Consider the following 24,746-nt stretch of genomic DNA (forward strand, 5'->3'; position numbering starts at 1 on the left):
TTTGTGTGCGTCCAACGTTGGGATCTAAATCAGTTATGCAGTCCGGTATCTGACGGAAACGGCATTCTTATGGATTGTATCCTTTAATCAGTGAAAGGCCGTGAATATAGTGCTGCTTAATAAGCTCGGAGGCAAGGTCAAATTGGCCGGAGCTGTAGGCCTTGACGATATCCCCGTGCTGCTTGGTGGAACAGGACCGGTCCTCAGCTGTGCGGATAGCAAACTTTATTAGAAGGAAACGGATAAGATTGTATCTCTTATAGGTTTCTTTCAAGAACTGGTTGCCGCAGAAGTCAAAGAATGTCTTATGAAAATGGAAGTCTGCATCAAAGTAGGCATCGTCATCCGAAGCAATTGACTGCTTTTTTAAATATTCTTTCAAATACTTTGTCACTTCCTTATCGGTACCCTTGGCAATGGTCATATTGAGAGCTACACAAGAGATGGACGCAATGAATTCATTGATTTCTTCCGCATATCCATAGTCAAAGTTGATTACCTGGGCACCTGTTTTTGTAACCTCTTTTACGAGACCGTCCTGATAAAGCTTGTTGATGGTATCCCGCACCGGTGTGGAGGAAACCTGAAAGCGTTCCTGCAGTTCTCTGTTTGTTATTTTGCTTCCCAGAGGAATGGTTCCGCTCATGATTTCATTTTTTAGGATGTTGTAGATCTGTTCGCTTAAGGTCATTTTCACAAGAGTACTCTTCATCTTCTTCTCCTTCCTGGTTGTTTAATTGTATTTTTCATTTTACTATAAATCTCTCTTAAAAGCAATAAAAGGGACAATTGTCGATCGGACATGACAACATATCTCCCAGAACTGTAAGAATAAAAATATTAAAAAACAGTCTAAATAATATTGACAAAGCGCTTTTTTATTATATAATATAACCAATAGATGTGATGCATCATACATAATGCATCACAATCCGAGCTTAAAAGCAGAATAAAAAAATGAAATACGTGAAGGCGGATAGGAAATACAACTATTTGAATGGCTGTTGCTTTACATCGTAAAGATTGTCTTTGCTGGTTATCCTGCTGATTTCTGCAGTAGGAAGGCTTGGCAGCGGCCATATCCTTTGGTGGCGCAGGCGTGGTATTGCCAGCGGAATCGCTGCATATAGCTTTGTATGGGATTAAGAAGGCCTTGGAACAGGGCTTATGACCATTTTTAATATGCCGGCAACCATTCCGCTGTCGGCCCAGGCCATTGCATCACTTAAGGATTTTGAAAAGATTTTTCCAATTAAGAAAAAAATAAAAATATTTTCAGGAGGAATAGTAATGGATATGATGAAATTTGCACCGGAGCCTTTCAAAATTAAGATGGTAGAGCCTATGGGCAACTTAGACAAAGAAGAAAGAAAAGAAGCCATCAAGACCGCAGGATATAATACGTTCCTGTTAAAATCGGAGGAATGTTTTATTGACCTTTTGACAGATTCTGGAACAAATGCAATGAGCGACAGACAGTGGGCAGGACTGATGTTAGGTGATGAAGCCTATGGCGGCTCCAGAAACTTTTATCATCTGGAAGAGACTGTACGCGAACTTTTTGGATTCCAATATATAGTTCCAACTCATCAGGGGCGGGGCGCAGAGAACATTCTGTCTTCTCTTACCATTAAGCCAGGAGACTATGTGCCAGGCAACATGTATTTCACCACAACCCGCTTCCATCAGGAACACAATGGAGCCACCTTCCGTGACGTGGTTATTGATGAAGCCCATGATCCAAACGCAATCCTGGACTTCAAGGGCAATGTAGACTTAAATAAGTTCCAGGCTCTTATTGACGAAGTCGGCGCAGACAGGATCCCATATATCTGCCTTGCAGTTACTGTAAACCTGGCAGGCGGCCAGCCTGTTTCCATGGCTAACATAAAGGCCGTATCCGAAATGGCCCATAAGTATGGCATTAAGGTAATGTTTGATGCTACCAGATGCGTGGAGAATGCATATTTCATCAAGATAAGAGAAAAAGGCTATGAAGACAAGACCATCAAGGAAATTGTTCACGAATTGTTCTCCTACGGCGATGGCTGCACCATGTCCGGAAAGAAAGACTGCCTGACCAATATCGGCGGATTCCTGTGCATGAATGACAAAGATTTATACATCCGTGCAACTGGAATGGTAGTACAGTATGAAGGTATGCCTACCTACGGTGGAATGGCAGGAAGAGATATGGAGGCTATGGCAATTGGTCTTAAAGAGTCAATGGAATTCAACTACATCAGCCACCGTGTCAATCAGATCCGTTACCTTGGCGAGAAGCTGGATGCTGCAGGAGTTCCTATGGTTAAGCCGAGCGGCGGCCATGCAATCTTTGTAGATGCCCGTGCATTCCTGGATCATCTGGATCAGAAAACGGACTTCCCGGCAGAGGCTCTGGCAGCAGCTGTTTACGAGTTTTCCGGTGTTAGAACCATGGAACGCGGCATTATCTCCGCAGGCAGAGATAACAAGACAGGAGAGAACCATGTGCCGAAGCTGGAGACCATCCGTCTGACCATTCCGAGAAGAGTTTATACATATGCTCACCTGGATTATGTTGCTGACGCAATAATCCAGCTGTATCAGATAAGACATGACATCAGCGGTCTGAAATGGGTCTATGAGCCAGAAGTTCTGCGCTTCTTTACCGGACGCTTTGAGCCTAAGAATGGAGAGTTAATTAAGGGATTCTGAAACTTAGAATGAAACAGATCGCTTAGTTTTGAAATAAGGGAAAATGCTGTTTTTAGCCTGGAAGGGCTGGAAACAGCATTCTTCTTATATGAGCTACAACATTGATGCGCTGTTAAGATTGAAATTATACATATTGCACAAAAAACATTTATTTAATTAAACAAATTTGCAAATAGACATCTACAAAGATCCGTGATATACTGCGTTTAGAAAATAGATGTGTAGTTTGTGACTGGTAAGGCAGGCAAGGTCTACAGGGTTGTTATCACATATCCTAGTTATGTGATGGTCCTCGTAGCTTGTCTTTTTTTATTACTGGAAGGGCTTATGAAAATTGAAAAAGTTTTGAACAATAACATGGTATCAGCTTATAATACCGAGGGGAAAGAAATCATACTGAAGGGTAAATCCATTGGCTTTGGAAAGAAAAAGGGCGATGAGGTGGACCGGAAGCTGGTGGAGCGGGTATTTGTACAGAATGATAAGCGGGATGCCCGTCACTTTGAAGAGTATTTCGCAAAGCTTCCCCAGGAATACTGGGATATCAGTGAACAGACTGTTGATTACGCCAAAAGCGAGTTTGGAATGCAGCTGGATTCCCGGATCATCCTTCCGGTGTGTGACCATATCGCCGGTGCGGTAGACCGTTATAAAAACGGAACCATTCTACGAAATGCCATGCTTTGGGAGGGGAAACGGTTTTATCCCAATGAATTTCAAGTGGGTCAGTATGCGGTCGACTTAATTCGGAGAAGGCTTAATATTTCCATGGAAGAGGATGAAGCCATGTTCCTGGCGTTTCATTTTGTTTATGGACAGTTAAACCGTCAGGAAACCGATGATTTGGGGATAATTACGGAAGTTATTAAGGACATTGTGGATATTGTGGAGGCCTCCTTTCAGATCAGGCTGAATACTGAGTCCTGGGATTACAGGCGTTTTGTGACCCACATCCGTTTTTTTGCCCAGCGCATGCTGCAGAATAAGCAGTATGAGGCAACCAATGAAGAGTGGTATCAGCTGCTAAAGGATAAGTACCGCAGAGCCTATAACTGTATCATTAAAATAGCAGATTATATACACGACCGGTATTACTATGAAATAGACCGGGAAGAAATGATGTATCTGATGATTCACATAGAAAAAGTTACCAGAGAACTGATTTAAAACAGAGGGCTGGGATTGTTACCGGACAGGAAATATGGTCCGGGCAGGACCCTGCATGGAGAGTAGGCTGCAATGGTTATATTATTTGCAGGCTGCTTTTCGGCAGGGTCCTTTTTATATATAAAATTGAATGATAAGGCGTTATATGATAGCCGGCAGACGCCTTTTCAGATAGATAACAATGAGTAAACCTTAATAAGGGGGAGTTAATATGGCATTTGATTATGCAAAGACCGCACAGACCTTACTTGAAAAGGTTGGCGGAGAAAATAATGTGAGCGGGCTGTCCCATTGTATGACACGCCTGCGGTTTGTACTGAAAGACAGTACAGTTCCTAAGGATTCTGAAATTGAAAAGGTGCCGGGTGTGATCCGGGTGGTCCGCCAGGGCGGACAGTTCCAGGTAGTTATCGGCAACGAGGTATCAAATGTATTTAAGGAACTTATAAAGCTTGGACATTTTGAAGAGAGCACCGGGAATAAGGATGAAGGTCCTAAGGAGAATTTGTTTTCACGTATGTGCAGCTTTGTAGCCGGCTGCATGACCCCTCTGCTTCCCGCCATGCTTGGCTGCGGTATGATCAAAGTAGTGCTGACACTTCTGACCACCTTTTCGTTAGTGGATACGTCCGGAAGCACGTATGTGATTTTATCTGCAGTAGGAGATGCTTTCTTCTACTTCCTGCCCATTTTGCTGGCCATGACCACAGCAAAGCGTCTTGGCTCCAACATTTATCTGGCTATGGTAGTAGCGGCTCTTTTGATCCATCCTGATATTACGGGTCTGCTTGGCCAGGGAAATACCACATATTTTGGATTGCCTGTTACGGCTGCCGTATATAGCTCCTCCGTTCTTCCTATTTTCCTTATCGTTCCGATTATGGGATATATTGAACGGTTTGCTGATAAGGTTTGCCCCAACCTTTTAAAGGTATTTTTGAAACCGCTATTAGTCTTATTTATTACCGTGCCCATTGCATTAGTTGTTGTTGGACCCCTTGGAAGCATTCTCGGAAATTATCTGGCAGACGGTATCAATTTCTTATACAGCAAAGCAGGCTGGCTCACCATCATGCTGATCTCTGCTGCCATGCCGTTTATCGTTATGACAGGAATGCATTATGCATTGATTCCTATGTTCGCCATTAGTATGGCGACCTTTGGATTTGATGCAATTGTACTTATTACCATGTTCTGCTCCAACCTGGCTCAGGGAGGCGCATCCCTGGCTGTTGCAGTCCGCTCCAAGGATGAAAATGTAAAGTCTACCGCATCTGCCTGTGGAATCTCAGCAATTGTCGCAGGCGTTACAGAACCTGCTATGTATGGTGTGACATTAAAATACAAAACACCCATGATAGCAGCGGTAATCGGTGCAGCAGCATCAGGTCTTTATGCCGGAATTACCCATCTGGTAGCCTATTCCATGGGCGGTTCTCCCTCTACCTTGACCTTAATTACCATGATCGGCGGTGAGGGATTCGGCAATTTGATAAATGGTGTGATTGCCCTTGTTATCTCTCTGGCCGTATCCTTTGTCATGACTCTCATTCTTTATAAGCCGGAGGAGAAGACAGGGGAGCCGGAAACTTCCGGGAGTGCTCCTTCTGAAGAGAAAAAGCCGCTGGTGGAAACCATTGAACTTGCAAGCCCCCTTACAGGAAGGGTAATTTCTTTAACAGAGGTAGAGGATCCGGTATTTGCAGGCGGAGTGTTAGGAGAAGGGGTAGCCATAATCCCGGACGAGGGAAAGGTATATGCTCCTGCAGACGGAACCATCAGTGCTGTGACTGACACTAAGCATGCGGTTGGCATCACTACGGATACAGGAGCTGAGGTTATGATCCATGTAGGGCTTGATACGGTGCGTCTTGGAGGAGAAGGTTTTACCCTTCACTGCAGACAAGGGGACCGGGTCATAAAGGGAAGCCTGCTGCTGGAATTTGATATGGAGAAAATTAAGGAAGCAGGCTTATCGCTTACCACTCCTGTGCTTGTATCTAATATGAACAACTTTGTAAGCTTAAAGGCAGGAAGTAAAAAGCAGATCGAGGTTGGAGAGAAGCTGTTAACAATTGTTTAATCATTTTGAAAGAGGTGCCAAATGTCTGTATTTGCTGAAGATTTTTTATGGGGAGGCGCGGTGGCGGCTAACCAGTGTGAGGGCGCATGGAATGAGGCGGGCAAGGGAATCGCAGATCCTGATGTATGTACGGGAGGTTCCCATGCAAGATCCAAACGGATCACCCGGACCATCGAGCCGGATACATGTTACCCAAGCCATGAAGCCATTGATTTTTACCATCATTATAAAGAAGATATTGCCCTGTTTGCGGAGATGGGTTTTAAGGTATTCCGTTTTTCCATTGCCTGGACCAGAATTTTCCCTACGGGCATGGAAGAGGAGCCGAATGAGGCTGGTCTGGAATTCTATGACAGGGTAATCGAAGAGTGCTTAAACCATGGAATGGAACCGCTGATCACCATTTCCCATTACGAGATGCCCTTTGCCCTTACGGAAAAGTACAATGGCTGGGCTTCCAGAGAGTGCATCGGACTGTATGTTAAATATGCGGAAACGTTGTTCAAACGCTATAAGGGAAAGGTGAAATACTGGCTGACCTTTAATGAGATCAATGCAGGGACAATGCCCATGGGCGGTTTCCTTTCCTTAGGCATTTTAAATGAGGGAACAACGGATTTTACAAACCAGACGGATATTCCAAATCTCCGGTTCCAGGGTCTTCATCATCAGTTTGTGGCCAGCGCCCAGGCGGTTAAGGCCGGACATGAGATTGACCCGGACTGTAAGATCGGCTGTATGCTCTGTTATATTACGACTTATCCTTTGACCTGCAATCCGGATGATATTTTAGAAGCCCAGAGACGGAATCAGATTTTAAACCAGTTCTGCGGCGATGTGCAGGTTAGGGGAGAATATCCCAGCTTTATGAACCGTTATTTCAGGGAAAACGGGATTTCCATACAGATGGAGCCGGGAGACTTGGAAACCATAAAAGAGGGGTGTGTGGATTATTATACCTTCAGTTATTATATGTCCAACTGTGCTACCGCTACGCCGGAACAGGCAAGCACCTCCGGCAACTTAATGGGAGGAGCGAAAAATCCTTATCTGGAATCCAGCGACTGGGGCTGGCAGATCGATCCTAAGGGACTTCGTTATACGCTGAATGAGCTTTACGGACGTTACCGCATTCCTCTGATGGTGGTGGAAAACGGCCTGGGTGCTTATGATAAGAAGGAAGAGGACGGAAGCATCAGGGACGATTACCGCATCGATTATTTAAGGAAACACATTGAGCAGATGAAGGAAGCCGTTGAGGATGGTGTGGATCTGATGGGGTATACCCCTTGGGGCTGCATTGATCTGGTCAGTGCTTCCACCGGAGAAATGGCAAAGCGCTACGGTTTTATCTACGTAGAAAAATATGATGATGGATCCGGAGATTTATCCAGAAGGAAAAAGAAATCCTTTGAATGGTATAAAAAGGTAATTGAAACCAACGGGGAAGAACTGGATTAAAAGAACAGGGATGTTTTCCTTGCTGTATGAAGAGGTAAAATAAGGAAGAGGACATTTTAAGTTTCTGTATGAATCAGGAACTTTAAGATGTCCTCTTTTTGTGGTACTATGATTTTAGTATATTTTTTTACGATTGAAAATACAGGTACTGAAATTATTCTCTTATATTTCTTTTTTAGATTTTATATAATCTACTCATGAATGTGGGGCATACAGGGGGGATCTGACATGGTTAAAATTTTTCTTGCTGAGGATGAAAAAATAGTCCGTGAGGGAATTAAAAATGGTATTCCGTGGGAAAGATACGGATTTGAGTTTGCAGGGGAAGCACCGGATGGGGAGCTGGCATATCCATTGATCCTAAAGGCAAAGCCAGATATCCTGCTTACTGACATCCGAATGCCCTTTATGGATGGGCTTGAGCTGGCTGAGATGGTAAAGAGAGAACTTCCGGACCTTCGCATCATGTTTTTCAGCGGATATGATGACTTTGAATACGCAAAGCGGGCCATAAAGATCGGTGCAGCGGATTACCTTCTTAAGCCTGTCAGCAGCAGCCAGCTGCTAGAGGCTCTGGAGCGCATGAGCGAAGCCATTATCCAGGAGAAAAGCGAAAGAGGGTATAAACTGGAGTTTCTAAAGCAACAGGAAGAAAGTAAGCGGATGGAGCGGGACCGGCTGTTTGATACCATTGTATCAGGAAACTTAAGCCTTCAGGAGATCCTTATTAAGGGTCGGGAACACAGTCTGTCCTTAAGCGCTCCGGTATATAATCTGATTTTGTTTCAGGCGAGGGTTTCCGGCAGCCAGGAACAGTTTACGGACCAGGTTGTTATGTTTGATGAAATGATAAAGGACCGGTTTGAGAACAGGGCAGAGGTCATCGTATTTAACCGCTTAACAGAAGGGTATGCATTTCTGGTCATGGGAAATGACTGGGAAGATCTTGATAGAAAGGCGGCTGCCTGCTCTAAGCTTTTGGTCCGCCTTGTGGAGTCCTGTCCGGGCATGGAGTATTTCGGAGGAATCGGTGTTCCGGTATGCAGGCTCGGTGAGCTCAGAACCTGCTTTAAGGCGGCAAGCCGGGCCTATGCCTGCCGGTACATGCTGGAATACAACCAGCTTCTTACGGCAGAAGCGGCTGTCCGGCTTCATGACGATTCAGGAACCATCAGCCTGGAAGGGATGGACATAACCAAACTTAGCCGGGATATTGTTCCTAATTTCCTTAAAAACGGTTCAATTTCAGAGGTGAAGTATTTTCTGGAAGAATATTTAGAGGCTTGCGGGAATAATTTTAAGTCCTTAATCTTCCGGCAGTATTTGCTGATGGATGTTTATCTTGCTGTCATCGGTTTTGTCACTCAGCTTGGTTTTGAGCCGGAACAGGTCTTAAAGGAATTTGGGGATGGGAAGGCCTTAAAGCCTTGTGTGGGATCTGAAGAAGTGGCGGTAAAGTACGCCAGGGAGATCCTTACAAAAGCCATTACCCTTCGCACCACCTGTTCCCAGAAAAAGTACCGCCTGGTTCTTGATAAATCCAGGGATTACATTGAACGTCACTATAAGGATGAGGACATTTCTTTAAATGTGGTGGCCTCCAGCGTGAATATAAGCCCCAATTACTTCAGCACCATATTCAGCCAGGAGATGGGGATCACCTTTGTGGAATATTTAACAAAGGTCCGTATGGAAGCGGCAAAGGAGCTGCTTCTTAAGACAGACCTTCGGGCCTCGGAAATCGGATATCAGGTGGGGTATAAAGATCCCCATTATTTCAGCTACATATTTAAAAAGACTCATGGAATTACGCCGAAAGCATTCCGGTCAGGAGGCAGAAATGATGCAAAAACGTGATTCGATCAAAGCAAAATTACAATCCATGCAGGCAATCGTATTTATCCCGGTCATTATTATGATTGGGATATTGCTGTATATGATGGAATGGCAGAACGAACAGTATAGGCAAAGCATCCGGAACTTAACGATGGCTACGGAGTTTAATTTTGACTTTAAATCCAACATTGATTATAAGATGTACCGCATTGTCATAGGAGCGGACACCTTTGATTCGTTAAATCCCTATGAGGAACTGGAAAATTCCCGGAGGCTGTTTGAACAGTTAAAGGATTCCACGCCTCAGGAGAACAGCAAAAAGGGACTGGATGGGATCATCATTCTCATCGGCATTCTGGAAAAAAGGATTGAAGACATCCGTACCAGCAATATCATCGGTGATTATGACCGGAATATGGAGCGCCTGGATAAGGATATTTACATAATCACTGAGCTCATTCAGGAAACCATGTCCGATTATATTTACAATGAAACAAAGACCTTAGAATCTACACGCTTAAAGCTGGATTCCCAGACAAAGAGGGTCATTGCCTCATGCATCGTGGTTTCCGCTTATATCATCGTGTTTTTAATCGTTTCTTTTTCTTCCTTTGGAAAGAAGATTACAAAACCCATTGAGGAACTGTGTCAATATACCATGGTGCTTGCAAACGGCAGCCTAAAGGTCCATGCGCCCAAAAGTAATATACGGGAGATTCAGATGCTAAGCGACCAGTATGATCACATGGTGATCCGAATCGGGGAGCTGATTGATCACATCAAGGAAGAACAGGAGCTAAAGAGAAAAACCGAATTAAAGCTTTTACAGGCTCAGATCAATCCTCATTTTCTTTATAATACCCTGGATACAATTGTCTGGCTGGCAGAGGGGAAACGTCATCAGGAGGTAGTGGACATGATCACGGCCCTTTCTTCCTTTCTGCGGATGGGGCTTAATAATGGAAGGGATTTTATCACCATCAGGGGAGAGGCTGAACATGTAAAGAGCTATCTTCAGATCCAGCATTTCCGCTATGAGGATATATTGGATTATGAGATCGATTTTAAGGAGCAGATCATGGAATTCTCTACGTTGAAACTGACTCTGCAGCCTATTGTGGAGAATGCCCTTTACCATGGAATTAAGAATTGCAGGAAAAAGGGCTTTCTAAAGATCAGCGGCTGGCAGGAGGAAGAGGACATTCTGTTAAAAGTGGAGGATAACGGCATCGGGATGAAGCCGGAGGAGCTTGAAAAAATGCAGAGACTGGTGCGGAACGGCGGAGAGGACTTAGGGTTGCGGGAAGGATTTGGAATCGCCAATGTGGCAGAGAGGATCCGGCTCAATTTCGGCGAAACCTATGGGCTTTCCATCGAAAGCGAGTATGGGGTTGGAACCTCTGTTACAGTCAGGATCCCGGCTTCTATAAAGGGGAACAGATAAAAAATCAACCTTTTTTCCGAAAAAATCCAACTTAGTTTTTAAATGAACGGAAAAGGTGTAAGAAACTCAACCGTTTACAAAAGATATTGCATTGAGAAGAGAGCCTGAAACCGTTATGATACTGGTAGTCACTAAGAGAAGATAACACGATCTATCATTTTGGAGGGAACGGATATGAAGAAAAGATTACTGGGCATGATGACGGCGGCTGCCATGACTGCAGCTATGGTTTTATCTGGATGCAGCGGTTCCCAGACTGCGGCAACCACCGGGGCTCCGGCCAGCGGGGAAACAAAAACAGAGGCAGCCAAGACAGAGGCAGCCAAGGCAGAGGAAAAAAAGGATCTGCTTGTGGTAGGTTTTTCCCAGGTAGGAGCAGAATCTGACTGGAGAACAGCCAACACCGAATCCATGAAATCCACGTTTACAGAAGCAAACGGGTACAAGCTGATATTTGATGATGCGCAGCAGAAGCAGGAAAACCAGTTAAAGGCAGTCCGCAACTTTATCCAGCAGGATGTGGACTATATTGTGATCGCACCGGTTACGGAAACGGGCTGGGATACGGTTTTACAGGAAGCAAAGGATGCGGGGATCCCGGTCATCATCGTTGACCGTATGATTGATGTCTCTGACGATTCCCTCTATACTGCATGGGTTGGCTCCAATTTCCTTCAGGAAGGCTATGATGCAGTGGCATGGCTAGATGAGTACTTAAAGAATAATAACCGTACGGACGATGACATCAACATCGTGACCCTGCAGGGAACCATCGGTTCTTCTGCCCAGATCGGACGTACCGACGGTGTGGAAGAAAAGATGAAAGATCATCCCAAGTGGAAGATGTTAGAGCGCCAGACAGGAGAATTTACTCAGGCAAAGGGACAGGAGGTAATGGAATCCTTCCTTAAGACCTATAGTGATATTGACGTAGTGATCGCTGAAAATGACAACATGGCTTTTGGAGCCATTGACGCCATCAAGGCAGCAGGAAAGACCTGCGGGCCAAAGGGCGATATCATCATCATTTCCTTTGACGCGGTTGCGGCTGCTTTTGATTCCATGATTGCCGGTGATATGAATGTATCCGTAGAATGTAACCCGCTTCATGGCCCTCGCGTGGCTGAAATCATTCAGAAGCTGGAAAAGGGTGAAAGCGTGGATAAGATCGCCTATGTACAGGAAGGAGTATATCCGGCTGATACGGCGGCTCAGGAAAAACCAAAGAGGGCCTATTGATCCACGGGGCTTCATAGCCGTAAACAGAAGTGAATCTGGATAAACAGGTGCAGGGGAATGGAGGACGGAGGTTTAAAGTCCTCCGCTCCGCACCTTTTTTGATCCCTGAATTTGCCGGTTTAAGCAGGACGGGGAAAAAAAGGAAGGGATTCTATGCCCAATGAAATCGTATTAGCCATGCGAAGTATATCAAAAACATTTCCAGGCGTGCAGGCCCTTGATCGTGTAGACTTTACATTAAGAAGAGGAGAGATCCATGCGCTGATGGGGGAGAACGGAGCCGGAAAGTCCACCCTTATTAAAGTCCTGACAGGTGTGGAAGAGTTTGAATCAGGAGAAATTACCATTGCCGGGTTTAAGGGGAATATGATCAACCATTCTCCCCAGGAGGCCCAGGCTCATGGGATCAGCACGGTCTACCAGGAGGTTAATCTCTGCCCCAATTTATCTGTGGCGGAAAATTTATTCATCGGCAGGGAGCCGAAGCGGGCAGGCATCATCGACTGGAAAACCATGAATAAGAAGGCGAAAGATCTGATGGAGAGTCTGGATATTCATATTGACGTGACAAGGGCCCTGGAGAATTACTCCATCGCTTTGCAGCAGATGTTTGCCATCGCCAGAGCCGTGGATATGTCTGCAAAGGTTTTGATTCTTGACGAACCCACTTCTTCCCTGGATGACAATGAGGTGGAGAAGCTGTTTCATCTGATGAACCGCCTCAAATCGGAAGGTGTGGGAATCATCTTTGTCACTCATTTCCTGGAACAGGTATATGAGGTTTGCGATAAGATCACCGTTCTTAGAAACGGGGCTCTGGTAGGAGAGTATGAAACGGAAAAGCTGCCCAGAGTACAGCTGGTAGCAATGATGATGGGAAAAGATTTTGACGATCTGGCTGCCATTAAAAAAGGAGGAGAGGCGGAGGAACGGTCCGGAGAATTGGTGATCGATGCACAGGGAATCGGAAAACAGGGAACCATAAAGCCTTACGATCTTAAGATCCGTAAAGGGGAAGTAATCGGTCTTACCGGGCTTTTAGGATCCGGCCGCTCGGAGCTGGCAAGGAGCCTTTACGGAGCGGATAAGCCGGACAGCGGGGTACTGAAGGTAAAAGGCCGGCCGGTTTCGGTGGCGGCGCCCCTTGACGCCATGAAGGCTGGTATGGCCTACCTTCCGGAAAACCGGAAGGAGGAAGGGATCGTGGCGGATCTGTCGGTACGGGACAATTTGATCCTTGCGCTTCAGGCAAAGAAGGGAATGTTCCAGCCCTTCGGTAGAAAAGAGCAGGAGGAGCTTGCTGATAAGTATATAGAGCTTTTACAGATAAAGACGGCTAACAGGGAGACTCCTATTAAAAGCTTAAGCGGTGGAAACCAGCAGAAAGTAATCTTAGGAAGATGGCTCCTCACGGATCCGGATTTTCTCATATTGGATGAACCCACCAGAGGGATCGATGTCGGTACCAAGACAGAGATCCAGAAATTGGTGGTAAAGCTTTCAGAGGAGGGCAAGTCCGTAATGTTTATTTCCTCAGAAGTGGAAGAAATGCTGCGTACCTGCAGCCGTATGGCCGTACTCCGGGATGGACAGAAGGTGGGGGAACTGGAAGAAGGAGAGCTTGACCAGAATAACATTATGAAGGCGATTGCAGGAGGTGGGGGAGATGAATAAACTGATCATGTTTGTGAAAAAACTGACAGGAACCCGCTTGTTCCTGCCTCTGTTCTGCCTTGTTCTGGTGCTGTTGTCAAACCTTATTAAAACACCTACTTTTTTTCAGGTGACGTTAAAAAACGGTGTTTTATACGGATATATTATCGATGTGATCAACCGGGCCAGTGATCTGGTGATCCTGTCTGTGGGAATGACCTTGGTTGTGGCGGCTTCCGGTGGGACGGATATTTCCGTGGGAGCGGTCATGTCTGTGGCGGGAGCCGTCTGCTGCTATATCCTGGCAGGCGGACTGCAGACCGTGAATGAGTTTCAGAATCCCTATCTATTAGGTGTGTTGGCAGCCGTTTTTGCAGGAATGTTGTGCGGCTGCTTTAATGGGTTCCTGGTGGCGAAGATGAAGATCCAGCCTATGGTAGCGACCTTGATCCTGTTTACGGCAGGGCGGGGTATGGCACAGCTGATCACCAGAGGGCAGATTACCTACATCCGGGTGGAGTCCTATAAAATGCTGGGAGCCAGCATTCCAGGGATTCCTGTTCCGACTCCCGTATTCGTGGCGCTGCTGGTGGTGATCCTTACCTATGTTCTGCTTAAAAAAACCACGTTGGGACTTTATATCCAGACGGTAGGAATTAACTCCAGGGCTTCCAGGCTCATGGGGATCAAGTCTTCCAGGATCATCTTTCTGTCCTATGTATTCTGCGGACTTTGCGCCGGTGTATCCGGCCTGGTGGCATCTTCGAGAATCTATTCGGCAGACGCCAACAACATCGGGCTTAATCTGGAGCTAGATGCGATCCTTGCGGTAGCATTAGGGGGAAACAGCCTGGGAGGTGGTAAATTTTCCCTCCTTGGCAGTGTCATCGGTGCTTACACCATTCAGGCCTTAAGCACCACCTTATATGCTATGGGGGTCTCTCCGGACCAGATTCCGGTTTATAAGGCAATCGTCGTGGTGATCATCGTTGCTCTTCAGTCAACGGAGCTTAAAAAAATGGCGAAAAGATTCCAATCAGGCCATGAAGCGGGAAAGAAGGTGGCATAAATGAAGAACAAAGGAAAGAGAGATGGAAAGGTATTCCTGCTTATGATCACCATTGCCCTTTTTGTGACAATGTACATAGCCGGAATCATAATCTTTAATGGCAAAGGCTTTGCAAAGCCCCAGGTATTTTTAAACCTTTTTATTTCCAATGCCGGCCTGATCGTGATAGCGGCTGGCATGACCATGGTCATGATCACTGGGGGGATTGATATTTCCGTTGGATCTGTGGTGGCCCTTACCTGCATGATGCTGGCCTGGATGATGGAAGTAAAGGGAATCGGGGCTGTTCCGGCCCTTTTGACTGTTCTGGTCATGGGCATCTTCTTTGGCCTGGTCCAGGGATTTTTTATTGCCTACTTAAAAATACAGCCCTTTATCGTGACCCTGGCGGGAATGTTCTTTGCCAGAGGCATGACGGCCATCATCAGTCAGGAAATGATCAGTGTAAAGAATGAGCTGTTTTTAAAATGGGCGAAGAGTAAAATCAATTTGACCTTTCTTGGCGGAACCGTAAATAAAAAGGGTGTGGTAAACTATCCCTTTCTTTATCCAAGCGTTATCATCGCCCTGGCGGTACTGGTGCTGGTCTTTGTGGTATTAAAATATACGAAGTTCGGGCGGACGATTTACGCGGTGGGCGGAAATGAGCAGTCCGCACTGATGATGGGGCTAAATGTAAAGCGTACGAAGCTTTTTGTGTATGTCATTAACGGCTTCTTATGTGCATTAGGCGGGTTTTTATTCTGTTTAAATACCTGTGCGGGCTTTGTGGAGCAGGCCAAGGGGTTTGAGATGGAAGCCATCGCATCGGCGGTTATCGGTGGGACACTGCTGTCCGGAGGTGTGGGAAATGTATTTGGAAGTCTGTTTGGGGTTTTAATAAAGGGAACCATAGAGACATTCATCACCTTCCAGGGGACGCTTTCCTCCTGGTGGACGAAGATCACCATTGCTGCACTTCTGGCATTTTTTATTCTTCTTCAAAGCCTGTTTGCCAAGGCAAAGGAGAAGTAAGATCTGGAAGAGAAAGATATGGGTAGACGCCAGCCGCTGCCTGACGGGATAGAGCCGCCGGACAGCGGCTTTTGCCTGTTGATTTTCCTCTTTCCCTTTCAGTGAAAAAACCGGGTAAAAGAAGCGGAATTAGTTGACATAGGCCTTGTTCCATATTAAAGTTATGATACTCTGCGTAAGGCAGAAAATCCACGTTATGGAGGTATAACAGAAAAGCGCGCTTTTACTGGAAGAACTTATGAAAAAATTTATCGGAAATAAGGCGTTTTACAGAATGGTGCTGACAATCGCCATTCCCATTATGGTTCAAAACGGGATCACCAACTTTGTCAGCCTGCTGGATAATATAATGGTGGGTATGGTAGGAACAGAGCAGATGTCCGGCGTGGCAATTGTGAACCAGCTGATCTTTGTCTTTAACATCAGTATTTTTGGAATCATATCGGGAGCAGGTATTTTCGGCGCCCAGTTCTTTGGCTGCGGAAGGCATGACGGAGTGCGTCATACATTCCGGTTTAAAATCATCTGCTGCGCGCTTCTTTCTGCGGTTGCGGTGGCCGTGTTTTTCTTCTTTGGAGAGGATATGATCGCCATGTATCTCCACGGAGAAGGGAACGATGCGGAGCTTGCGACAGCGCTGATGCATGGAAGACAGTATATGCTGGTCATGCTGATTGGTTTGGTACCCTTTGCGATTGAGCAGGCTTATGTCAGTACCTTGAGGGAATGCGGAGAAACGGTAGTTCCCATGAAAGCCGGAATTGTGGCAGTCCTTGTAAATCTTGTGTTTAATTATATCCTGATCTTTGGAAAGCTGGGAGCCCCGGTCCTTGGTGTCGTTGGAGCGGCAATTGCAACCGTTATGGCCAGATTCGTAGAAGCAACGATTATAATTACCTGGACCCATAAGAATGTGAAAAAGAATCCGTTTATTACAGGAGCTTATAAGAGCTTTTATATACCGGCGGGCCTTGTGAGGAATATCTTTGTGAAGGGGACACCTCTCATCGTAAATGAAGCCCTTTGGGCAGCGGGGGTGGCTACCCTGATGCAGTGCTATTCTGTGAGAGGACTGACTGCGGTGGCAGGCCTTAATATATCCGCCACCATAGGAAATGTATTTAATGTGGTTTACTTAGCCTTAGGAAGCGCGGTCTCCATTATCGTGGGACAGCTTTTGGGAGCCGGAAAGATGGAGGAAGCCAGGGAAACGGACACGAAGCTGATCGCATTTTCCGTTGGTTCCTGTGTGATTATGGGAGCCCTTTTGGCGGTCTCAGCCCCCCTGTTCCCCATGATCTACAACACCACGGACGAGGTCAGAAGTCTGGCAGTCCGGTTTATCCGCATACTGGCCTTTTGCATGCCTATGAGTGCGTTCATGAATGTAGCATATTTTACCCTGCGTTCCGGCGGAAAGACGATGATCACTTTTTTATTTGACAGCGTATTCATGTGGGTAGTCAGCATACCGGTAGCCTATACCTTAAGCCGGTATACTTCTATTCCTATCGTACCGTTATATTTCATGTGCCAGATGGTGGAGATCATTAAATGCATCGTTGGCTTTGTGCTGGTGAAAAAGGGCGTGTGGATCCATAACATCGTATTGGGGCAGGAAGATTAAAACATACATAATAATAAGAAGGAGCAGAGGCTTCATGCCTTGCTCCTGTTCTATGGGCTCCTCTTATGGAAGTCAGAAGAAAAACTGAAGACGGATATAAATTATATAAAAGGAATTGTTGAAGCCATGGAACAGCAGGAAGCATGAAGATAAAAAATCTTTTCAAGAAACCTCTTGTATTTTAGATTAGTTTATGCTAATATACATGTAGTTAGCTACAACTAACTACATGTGAATATTCTATACATCAGACGAACCCTCTGATGATACCTTCAATTGACCCGTGAGGGATCATGACTCCTCCAATAAAGCCGTTTCTGTTACCGCATGACAGGGCCGGCTTTTTTGGCACGCTCTGATATCATGTAGAAGTTGTAATAACCAGGACTATACGATATAATTGGGAGAGACTTGAGTTTGGAGGAATTACATGAAAGCTTTAATCATAGCGGAAAAACCGTCAGTGGCCAGGGACATTGCCCGGGTCCTTCACTGCAATAAGAACAACAATGGAGTAATCGAAGGGGGAAATTATGTGGTCACCTGGGGACTTGGTCATCTGGTCACATTGGCTGACCCTGAAGATTATGATCCCAAATATAAGGAATGGAAGATAGAGGACCTTCCCATGATGCCGGACCAGTTCCGGCTTGAAGTCATCAAACAGACCGGAAAGCAGTACCGTGTGGTAAAATCCCAGATCCACCGGGCAGATGTGGGAGAAATCATCATTGCCACTGATGCCGGACGGGAAGGGGAGCTTGTAGCCAGGCTGATCCTGGAAAAGGCGGGGAATAAGAAGCCGATAAAAAGGCTCTGGATCTCTTCTGTTACGGACAAGGCCATTAAGGAAGGCTTTGCAAAGTTAAAAAATGGCCATGATTACGATAACTTATACGATGCCGCCATGTGCCGTGCCGAAGCGGACTGGCTGGTAGGTATCAATGCAACCAGGGCGCTGACCTGCAAATACAACGCCAGCTTAAGCTGCGGCCGTGTGCAGACTCCTACCCTTGCCATCATCGCAAGGAGAGAAGAGGAGATCAAAAATTTTGTTCCCAAACCTTACTACGGCATTACGGCCAAATGTACGAACCCGGCACTTTCCTTTACCTGGCGGGATGAGAAGTCAAAGAGCTTCCGTTCCTTTGACAAGGACCGGGTGGAAGCCCTTTTAGGTAAAATGAAAGCCCAGGGCGAGGGTGTGGTCACAGAGGTGAAAAGTGTTCCGAAGAAGAAGGAATCTCCCCAGCTTTATGATCTGACGGAACTTCAGAGGGAAGCCAACCGAAGGTTTAACTATTCTGCAAAAGAGACGTTAAATATCATGCAGAGGCTTTATGAAAACCACAAGGTCCTTACTTACCCCAGAACAGATTCCAGGTATCTAAGCTCGGATATCGTTCCATCCATTAAGGAAAGGCTGGAGGCCTGCGGCGTTGGGCCGTACCGGAAACTGGCCGGAAGGCTGGTGAACCAGAGGATCCAGGCAGCTCCTTCCTTTGTGAACGACAAGAAGGTGACGGATCACCATGCCATCATTCCTACGGAACAGTTTGTTCAGCTGGACCACATGACCATTGATGAGCGGAAAATCTATGATCTGGTGGTCCGCAGATTCTTAGCGGTACTGTATCCTCCTTTTGAATATGAACAGACAGAGATTACCCTGGATTTAGGGGGAGAAACTCTGGCAGCCAGGGGAAAAACCGTAAAGGCACTGGGCTGGAAGGAAGTTTATGAAACCCAGGATGAGGAAGACGAGGAACAGGAATTAAAGGAACAGAATCTTCCTGTTATGAAAAAGGGGGACCGGCTTGCTAAGCTGACGGTTGCCATGACCGAAGGAAAGACAAAGCCACCGTCACCCTTTCAGGAAGCAACCCTCCTTACCGCTATGGAAAATCCGGTATCTTATATGGAAACAAAAGACCGTGACATGGCAAGGACCCTGGGGGAAACAGGGGGACTTGGGACCGTGGCCACAAGGGCAGATATCATTGAAAAGCTGTTTTCCGGCTTTCTTCTGGAACGGCGCGGAAAGGACATCTATTTGACCTCCAAGGCCAAACAGCTGCTTACCCTTGTACCGGAGGATCTAAAGAAACCGGAGCTGACAGCGGAATGGGAGATGAGGCTTTCTGAAATTGCCGGTGGAAAATTAAAACGGGCCGCGTTTATGAAGGATATCAGGCAGTATTCCGGGGAGTTGATCCATCAGATCAGGGCCGGAGAAGGCAGCTTTAACCATGATAACCTGACCAATCACAAATGCCCGGTCTGCGGCAAGCGGATGCTGGCAGTCAAAGGAAAAAACAGCGAGATGCTGGTCTGCCAGGACAGGGAGTGCGGGCACCGGGAGACAGTTTCCAGAACCAGTAATGCAAGATGCCCGGTATGCCATAAGAAGCTGGAGCTTAAGGGGAAAGGGGACGGACAAATCTTTGTCTGCAAATGCGGCTACAAGGAAAAGCTTTCTTCCTTTAAGGAACGGCGTGCAAAGGAAGGCGCCGGGGTATCCAAAAAAGATGTGGCAAAGTATATGAACCAGCAGAAAAAGGAAGGGGATATGCCCATTAATTCAGCCTTTGCAGACGCTTTTGCAAAGCTGAATCTGGGAGGGAAAGAGGATTAACCTCTTCGTTGAAAGTCCTGGTCACGGCCTGGACAAAGGGAGGCCGTGACAAAGGATCATGTGGTATAGGAAAAGGATGTCTCAAGTCAGACATCCTTTTTGTGAATCCCGGATCAAAATCAAGTAAAAATTTAGTAAAATTTTACTTTACTTATTGACGCTGACAGAAACTGCAATTATAATGAAAATTGGAAGGTGAGGATATAGATTATGGCTACAATAAAAGAAATTTCGCAGCTTGCGGATGTATCCATTGCAACGGTATCAAGGGTATTAAACCAGGATGATACCATTGTGGTAAGTCCGGAAGTGAAAAAAAGGATATTCAGAATTGCCCACGAGTTAAAATATGTCCCACCCAGGAGGCGTCATGCACAGAAAGAAAGAGGAATTGTCATAGGAGTAGCTGACTGGCATATTATCCGGAAAGACCGGACCAACATCAGGCTTTCTTCCCTGGACTTAATCGTAAAGTCCATGTCAGGTAAAAATGATGTGCGGTTTGTGCGGCTGGATAAAAATCAGCCTGGACAGTACGACGGTATCATGGCCTTCGGTGTTTTTTCCGAGGAAGAGATGGAGTTTCTGCGTATGCAGAGTTTTGCCATCGTATTCATCAATTCGGATCCAAAGGATTATGAGTATGACAGCATTGTCATGGACTTTAATAAGGGAATCCATGAAATGCTGGACTATCTTATGGATCAGAAAAAATACTGCAGCGTCGGCTATATCGGAGGAATTTATGAAGAAGGCCAGGTAAGAATCGGTTACCGGAGACTGGAAGGAATCCGGGGAGCTTTTATGCAGAGAGGCTTTTATGAGGAAGGGAATTTTTACATAGGCGATATCAGCAGGGAAAGCGGTTATCATCTGGCAAAGCAGGCAATCCAGTCAGGCCGTCTGCCGGAAGCGGTGCTCTTAGGAAGCGAAGAGGTGGCGGAAGGGGCATTGGAAGCCTTTCAGGATGCAGGTCTTCGTGTGCCAAAGGATGTGGCTGTGGTCATCTATAAAGACATTGAGACCCTGGAATCCAAATGGCCCTCGTACACCAAGGTCCGGATGTTTCCTGATATCGTGTGGCAGACAGCCATCAAGCTTCTGCTGGAACAGATCCAGGAAGGCCGTAAGGACAATATGACAATTTTTCTCCCGACAAAGCTAGAGGTAGGGGACAGTGCGTGATAACTCATAATCCCAAGAACCGATGAATCACACAAAAAGGAGAGCAGTATGAAAAAAACAGTTTCTGTATTAATGGCAGCAGCACTTTGTGCAGCAATGATCGGCGGATGTTCTGGCGGCAGCCAAACAGGAGCCACAACCGCAGCAGGGACCGAGGCAGCGTCTTCTGCAGAAGGAGAAACCACAAAGGCGGAGACAAAAGCTGAGAACAAGAAGGTTGACAAACTGAATGTATACTTTGTTCCTTCCAGGGAGCCGCAGGAGATCGTAACCGCCACAGAGCCTTTAAAAGAGATGCTGAAGTCAGAGCTGGGAAAAGAAGGCTATGATATCGGTGAAGTAGTAATTACGGTTGGAACCAGCTATGAAGCGGTTGGAGAGGCTCTTTCCGCAGGTACTGCAGATATCGGTCTGATTCCTGGAGGAACTTACGTCCTTTATGATGATGGTGCAGAAGTGATTCTTACGGCCACCAGGGATGCATTAAGCAAAAATTTCGATTCCGCAAAGGACTGGAATGACGGCAAGGCAACCGAGGGAACCACTGATCAGGCAACTTCCTACCGCGCGCTTATTATTGCAGGACCTTCTGAAAAGGGAAAAGCGTTGGCAGATAAGGTAAACAAGGGCGAAGCATTGACCTTTGAGGATTTAGACGGAGCAAACTGGAGCGTTATGTCATCCTCTTCACCGGCAGGATACATTTATCCCTCCTTATGGCTTCAGGATAATTTCCAGAAGAATATTTTAAATCTTTCCCACGCAGTTCAGTCTGATTCCTATGGAAGCGCATTTGCAAGACTTGCTTCCGGACAGGTGGATGTTCTCTGTACCTATGCGGACGCCCGCAGGGATTATGAGGAGAAATGGAAATCTGAATACGGAAGAGCCGGCTCCATCTGGGAAGAAACAGGTGTAATCGGTGTGACTCCTCCTATTTTCAATGATACGGTCAGCGTGAGCAAGACCTCCAAAATCATGGATGATGCGTTTATAAAGGCAATTCAGAACGCATTTATCAACATTGGCAACACGGAAGAGGGCAAGAAAGTCATTGCCATCTACAGCCACAATGGTTATAAGCCTGCACAGAGTTCTGATTATGACAATGAACGTGCGGCACAGAAGATGATTAAGGAATTAAATGCGAAATAAATAATACACACAGGCTGCGGAGGCGTCGTAAACGGAAAACATTTGCGGCGCCTCCGCACTTTATCCTGGGAAATGAGGAAAATATGATTGAATTTAATCAGGTGGGCAAAAAGTACCCCAATGGCTTTCATGCCTTAAAAGATGTAAACTTAAAGATTGAGCAGGGGGAATTTGTAGCGATCATTGGCCTTTCCGGTGCCGGAAAATCTACCCTTCTCCGTACCATTAACCGCATGCATGATATTACGGAAGGCAGCCTGACCGTAGATGGAACCGATGTGATGCAGTTAAAGGGAAAGGAGTTAAGGCGCTTTCGCCGCAAAATCGGCATGATCTTCCAGTCCTTTAACCTGGTGACCAGAACCCTGGTCATTAATAATGTTCTTATGTCAAAGGTACCGGAACTGCCGTTTTTAAAGGCCTTATTCGGCATTTATCCAAAGGAGGATAAGCTTGGAGCCTTAGAGGCACTTGACAAGGTGGGAATCCTTGATAAGGCGTTTGTCCGTGCGGATCAGCTGTCAGGAGGCCAGCAGCAGAGGGTTGCGCTTGCAAGGACCCTGGCTCAGAATCCCCAGATCATCCTGGCAGATGAGCCGGTGGCTTCCCTTGACCCGGTTACAGCAAAACAGGTTATGGGAGATTTTTTAAGGATCAATAAGGAAATGAACATTACCATCCTGTTAAACATTCATCATGTGGATCTGGCGCTTCAGTATGCAAGCCGCGTAGTAGGCATACGCGCAGGTCAGATCGTATACGATGGCCCGGCCTCCGAAGTTACCCAGGATATTTTAGATGAAATATATGAAGGAAAAGAAGAGGAGGCGGCAGGATGAGTTTATATGACAAGATATTTCCGCCCAGGAAAATCGTATTGTCCAGCGGAAAGACCGTCTTTCGGCCGGCTTCCAGGTTTCCTCTGATCGCTTTGATCCTGGTATTTTTAACCGCGCTTTCCGTGAAAATCACCGGCTTTGACATGAGGGTCTTGCTGGAAAGGGGAAACCAGTTCTTTGTTATATTGGGAATGATGGTTCCTCCGGCATTTTCCTATAGCTCTCAGGTGTGGAAGCCCTTATTTGACACCATTAAGATGTCGCTTCTGGGAACCGTGGTTGGCGCGGTGCTGGTCGTTCCCTTTGCAATGGCTGCTTCCACCAACATCATAAAAAGCACTACAGTCGTCAGTGCCATGAGATTGTTCTTAAGCATTGTAAGGACACTTCCCACTCTGGTAACCGCTCTGATCGCCACTTATGTGTTCGGCCTTGGCACCCTGGCAGGAACTACGGCCATTACCGTTTTCACCTTTGCCTATATGGGTAAGATTTTATATGAAGAGATCGAAACTGCCGATATGGGAGCCTTTGAGGCTATGGAAGCTATAGGAGCCACCAAGGTCCGGGCCTTTGTGAGCGCCATTATTCCCCAGGTACTTCCTTCCTATATATCCAATGGATTGTTTTGTTTTGAAGGAAATGTCCGCTATGCAGCGATTTTAGGCTACGTGGGCGCAGGCGGCCTTGGGCTGATTTTAAATGAGAAGTTAGGCTGGAGAGAATACCCCAGTGTGGGCATGATTCTTATCATGCTGTTTGTTGCCGTATTTTTAATTGAGTCGGTGAGCCGTTACTGCCGCCGGAAACTGGTGTAGGAGGGCCGACTGATGAATAAACAGATTGAAAAAGCATATGAAGAACGCCCAAGAAACACAGTATACCGGATAACCGTGTCCGTGGTTATCCTGGCCCTCATTCTATGGTCCGGTTCTGCCGTGGATTTTTCAGGAAGCGGACTTGGAGGACTTAAGATAGCCGGAAATATTTTAAACGGGATTATTCACCCGGATAGGAAACTGCTGTTTAATCTGACCGTACAGGGAGTTCCGTACCTTCTTTTGGAAACGGTCTGCATTGCATTTTTAGGAACCATTGTGGGGGCATTTCTTGCCATTCCATTATCCTTTTTATCCGCTTCCAATTTGATGCCGGCTCCCATAGCCTATTTGAGCCGTTTGGTGATTATGGCGGTGAGGACCATTCCGGCCTTTGTATATGGCCTTATGTTCATCCGCGTCAGCGGACCCGGTGCTTTTACCGGCCTTTTAACCATGTCCGTCTGCTCCATCGGCATGGTATCCAAAATGTATATTGAAGCCATTGAGGATCTGGACACCAGGATTCTGGAATCCTTAGATGCCTGCGGCTGCAATACGTTCCAGAAAATCCGGTATGGAATCCTGCCCCAGCTGATTCCCAATTTTGCATCTACGGTTATCTACCGGTTTGATATTAACTTAAGGGATGCAACGGTTCTGGGACTGGTGGGAGCCGGAGGAATAGGAGCGCCCCTGATCTTTGCCATGAATGCCTACCGGTGGAATGAGGCGGGAGCTATTCTGGTCGGCCTTGTGGTTTTAGTTCTTATCGTGGAATACATATCCACCAAAATACGCGTGAAGCTGGCCAGGGGGTGATC

19 protein-coding genes are annotated in these 24,746 nt (G+C 46.3%); 18 read left to right on the forward strand and 1 reads right to left on the reverse strand.

Annotation, left to right across the window (positions count from 1 at the left end; all coding sequences use genetic code 11):
- Positions 1–67 precede the first annotated feature (67 nt).
- Positions 68–712 (reverse strand): GntR family transcriptional regulator, encoded by a 645-nt coding sequence (locus tag BMX69_RS21235; protein ID WP_100043447.1) that lies wholly within the window; start codon positions 710–712, stop codon positions 68–70.
- A 311-nt stretch (positions 713–1,023) separates the two neighbouring features.
- On the opposite strand from BMX69_RS21235, the gene BMX69_RS24975 reads away from it, so the two are divergent.
- The 18 genes from BMX69_RS24975 (at position 1,024) to phnE (BMX69_RS21320) (ending at position 24,744) form a co-directional block, all read left to right on the forward strand.
- Positions 1,024–1,146, forward strand: coding sequence for a hypothetical protein (locus tag BMX69_RS24975; RefSeq protein ID WP_278280701.1), 123 nt, complete (start codon positions 1,024–1,026; stop codon positions 1,144–1,146).
- A gap of 144 nt (positions 1,147–1,290) precedes the next feature.
- On the forward strand, positions 1,291–2,697 hold the full coding sequence (locus tag BMX69_RS21240; RefSeq protein ID WP_054791075.1) for a tyrosine phenol-lyase: 1,407 nt from the start codon (positions 1,291–1,293) through the stop codon (positions 2,695–2,697).
- Between the two features lie 327 nt (positions 2,698–3,024).
- The gene (gene licT, locus BMX69_RS21245) at positions 3,025–3,864 is read left to right on the forward strand and encodes a BglG family transcription antiterminator LicT (RefSeq protein ID WP_100043448.1); all 840 of its coding nucleotides are present in this window, start codon (positions 3,025–3,027) and stop codon (positions 3,862–3,864) included.
- Positions 3,865–4,075: 211 nt separating this feature from the next.
- Positions 4,076–5,947 carry a beta-glucoside-specific PTS transporter subunit IIABC gene (locus BMX69_RS21250; protein WP_100043449.1) on the forward strand — a complete coding sequence of 624 codons (1,872 nt, stop codon included), beginning with the start codon at positions 4,076–4,078 and terminating at the stop codon, positions 5,945–5,947.
- A 21-nt stretch (positions 5,948–5,968) separates the two neighbouring features.
- Positions 5,969–7,408, forward strand: a complete 1,440-nt coding sequence (locus BMX69_RS21255) for a glycoside hydrolase family 1 protein (protein WP_100043450.1) — start codon at positions 5,969–5,971, stop codon at positions 7,406–7,408.
- 228 nt (positions 7,409–7,636) lie between these two features.
- Positions 7,637–9,265, forward strand: coding sequence for a response regulator transcription factor (locus tag BMX69_RS21260; protein ID WP_160117893.1), 1,629 nt, complete (start codon positions 7,637–7,639; stop codon positions 9,263–9,265).
- Complete coding sequence (locus tag BMX69_RS21265) at positions 9,249–10,688, forward strand: sensor histidine kinase (protein ID WP_242941313.1); 1,440 nt, start codon at positions 9,249–9,251, stop codon at positions 10,686–10,688. Before BMX69_RS21260 ends, BMX69_RS21265 begins: the two co-directional genes overlap by 17 nt.
- Before the next feature lie 174 nt (positions 10,689–10,862).
- On the forward strand, positions 10,863–11,927 hold the full coding sequence (locus BMX69_RS21270; RefSeq protein ID WP_100043452.1) for an ABC transporter substrate-binding protein: 1,065 nt from the start codon (positions 10,863–10,865) through the stop codon (positions 11,925–11,927).
- Positions 11,928–12,080: 153 nt separating this feature from the next.
- Positions 12,081–13,601: a sugar ABC transporter ATP-binding protein gene (locus tag BMX69_RS21275; protein WP_100043453.1), complete on the forward strand. Its 1,521-nt coding sequence runs from the start codon at positions 12,081–12,083 to the stop codon at positions 13,599–13,601.
- On the forward strand, positions 13,594–14,649 hold the full coding sequence (locus tag BMX69_RS21280) for an ABC transporter permease (RefSeq protein WP_100043454.1): 1,056 nt from the start codon (positions 13,594–13,596) through the stop codon (positions 14,647–14,649). Before BMX69_RS21275 ends, BMX69_RS21280 begins: the two co-directional genes overlap by 8 nt.
- Positions 14,650–15,663: an ABC transporter permease subunit gene (locus BMX69_RS21285; RefSeq protein WP_100043455.1), complete on the forward strand. Its 1,014-nt coding sequence runs from the start codon at positions 14,650–14,652 to the stop codon at positions 15,661–15,663.
- Between the two features lie 238 nt (positions 15,664–15,901).
- The gene (locus BMX69_RS21290; RefSeq protein WP_100043456.1) at positions 15,902–17,290 is read left to right on the forward strand and encodes an MATE family efflux transporter; all 1,389 of its coding nucleotides are present in this window, start codon (positions 15,902–15,904) and stop codon (positions 17,288–17,290) included.
- A 430-nt stretch (positions 17,291–17,720) separates the two neighbouring features.
- The gene (locus BMX69_RS21295; RefSeq protein WP_100043457.1) at positions 17,721–19,925 is read left to right on the forward strand and encodes a DNA topoisomerase III; all 2,205 of its coding nucleotides are present in this window, start codon (positions 17,721–17,723) and stop codon (positions 19,923–19,925) included.
- A gap of 210 nt (positions 19,926–20,135) precedes the next feature.
- Entirely contained in the window at positions 20,136–21,110 is a 975-nt protein-coding gene (locus BMX69_RS21300; RefSeq protein WP_092240895.1) for a LacI family DNA-binding transcriptional regulator, read from the forward strand.
- Between the two features lie 48 nt (positions 21,111–21,158).
- The gene (locus tag BMX69_RS21305) at positions 21,159–22,265 is read left to right on the forward strand and encodes a phosphate/phosphite/phosphonate ABC transporter substrate-binding protein (protein ID WP_100043458.1); all 1,107 of its coding nucleotides are present in this window, start codon (positions 21,159–21,161) and stop codon (positions 22,263–22,265) included.
- Positions 22,266–22,348: 83 nt separating this feature from the next.
- On the forward strand, positions 22,349–23,104 hold the full coding sequence (gene phnC, locus BMX69_RS21310; RefSeq protein WP_100043459.1) for a phosphonate ABC transporter ATP-binding protein: 756 nt from the start codon (positions 22,349–22,351) through the stop codon (positions 23,102–23,104).
- A complete protein-coding gene (phnE, locus tag BMX69_RS21315; RefSeq protein ID WP_100043460.1) occupies positions 23,101–23,922 on the forward strand; it encodes a phosphonate ABC transporter, permease protein PhnE in 822 nt (273 codons plus the stop codon). The genes phnC and phnE (BMX69_RS21315) overlap by 4 nt, the downstream gene beginning before the upstream one ends.
- A gap of 12 nt (positions 23,923–23,934) precedes the next feature.
- Positions 23,935–24,744 (forward strand): phosphonate ABC transporter, permease protein PhnE, encoded by an 810-nt coding sequence (gene phnE, locus BMX69_RS21320; RefSeq protein ID WP_054790998.1) that lies wholly within the window; start codon positions 23,935–23,937, stop codon positions 24,742–24,744.
- Positions 24,745–24,746: the final 2 nt, after the last annotated feature.

It is taken from the genome of Lacrimispora sphenoides JCM 1415, from assembly GCF_900105615.1.
GTDB classification, from domain to species: Bacteria; Bacillota; Clostridia; order Lachnospirales; family Lachnospiraceae; genus Lacrimispora; species Lacrimispora sphenoides.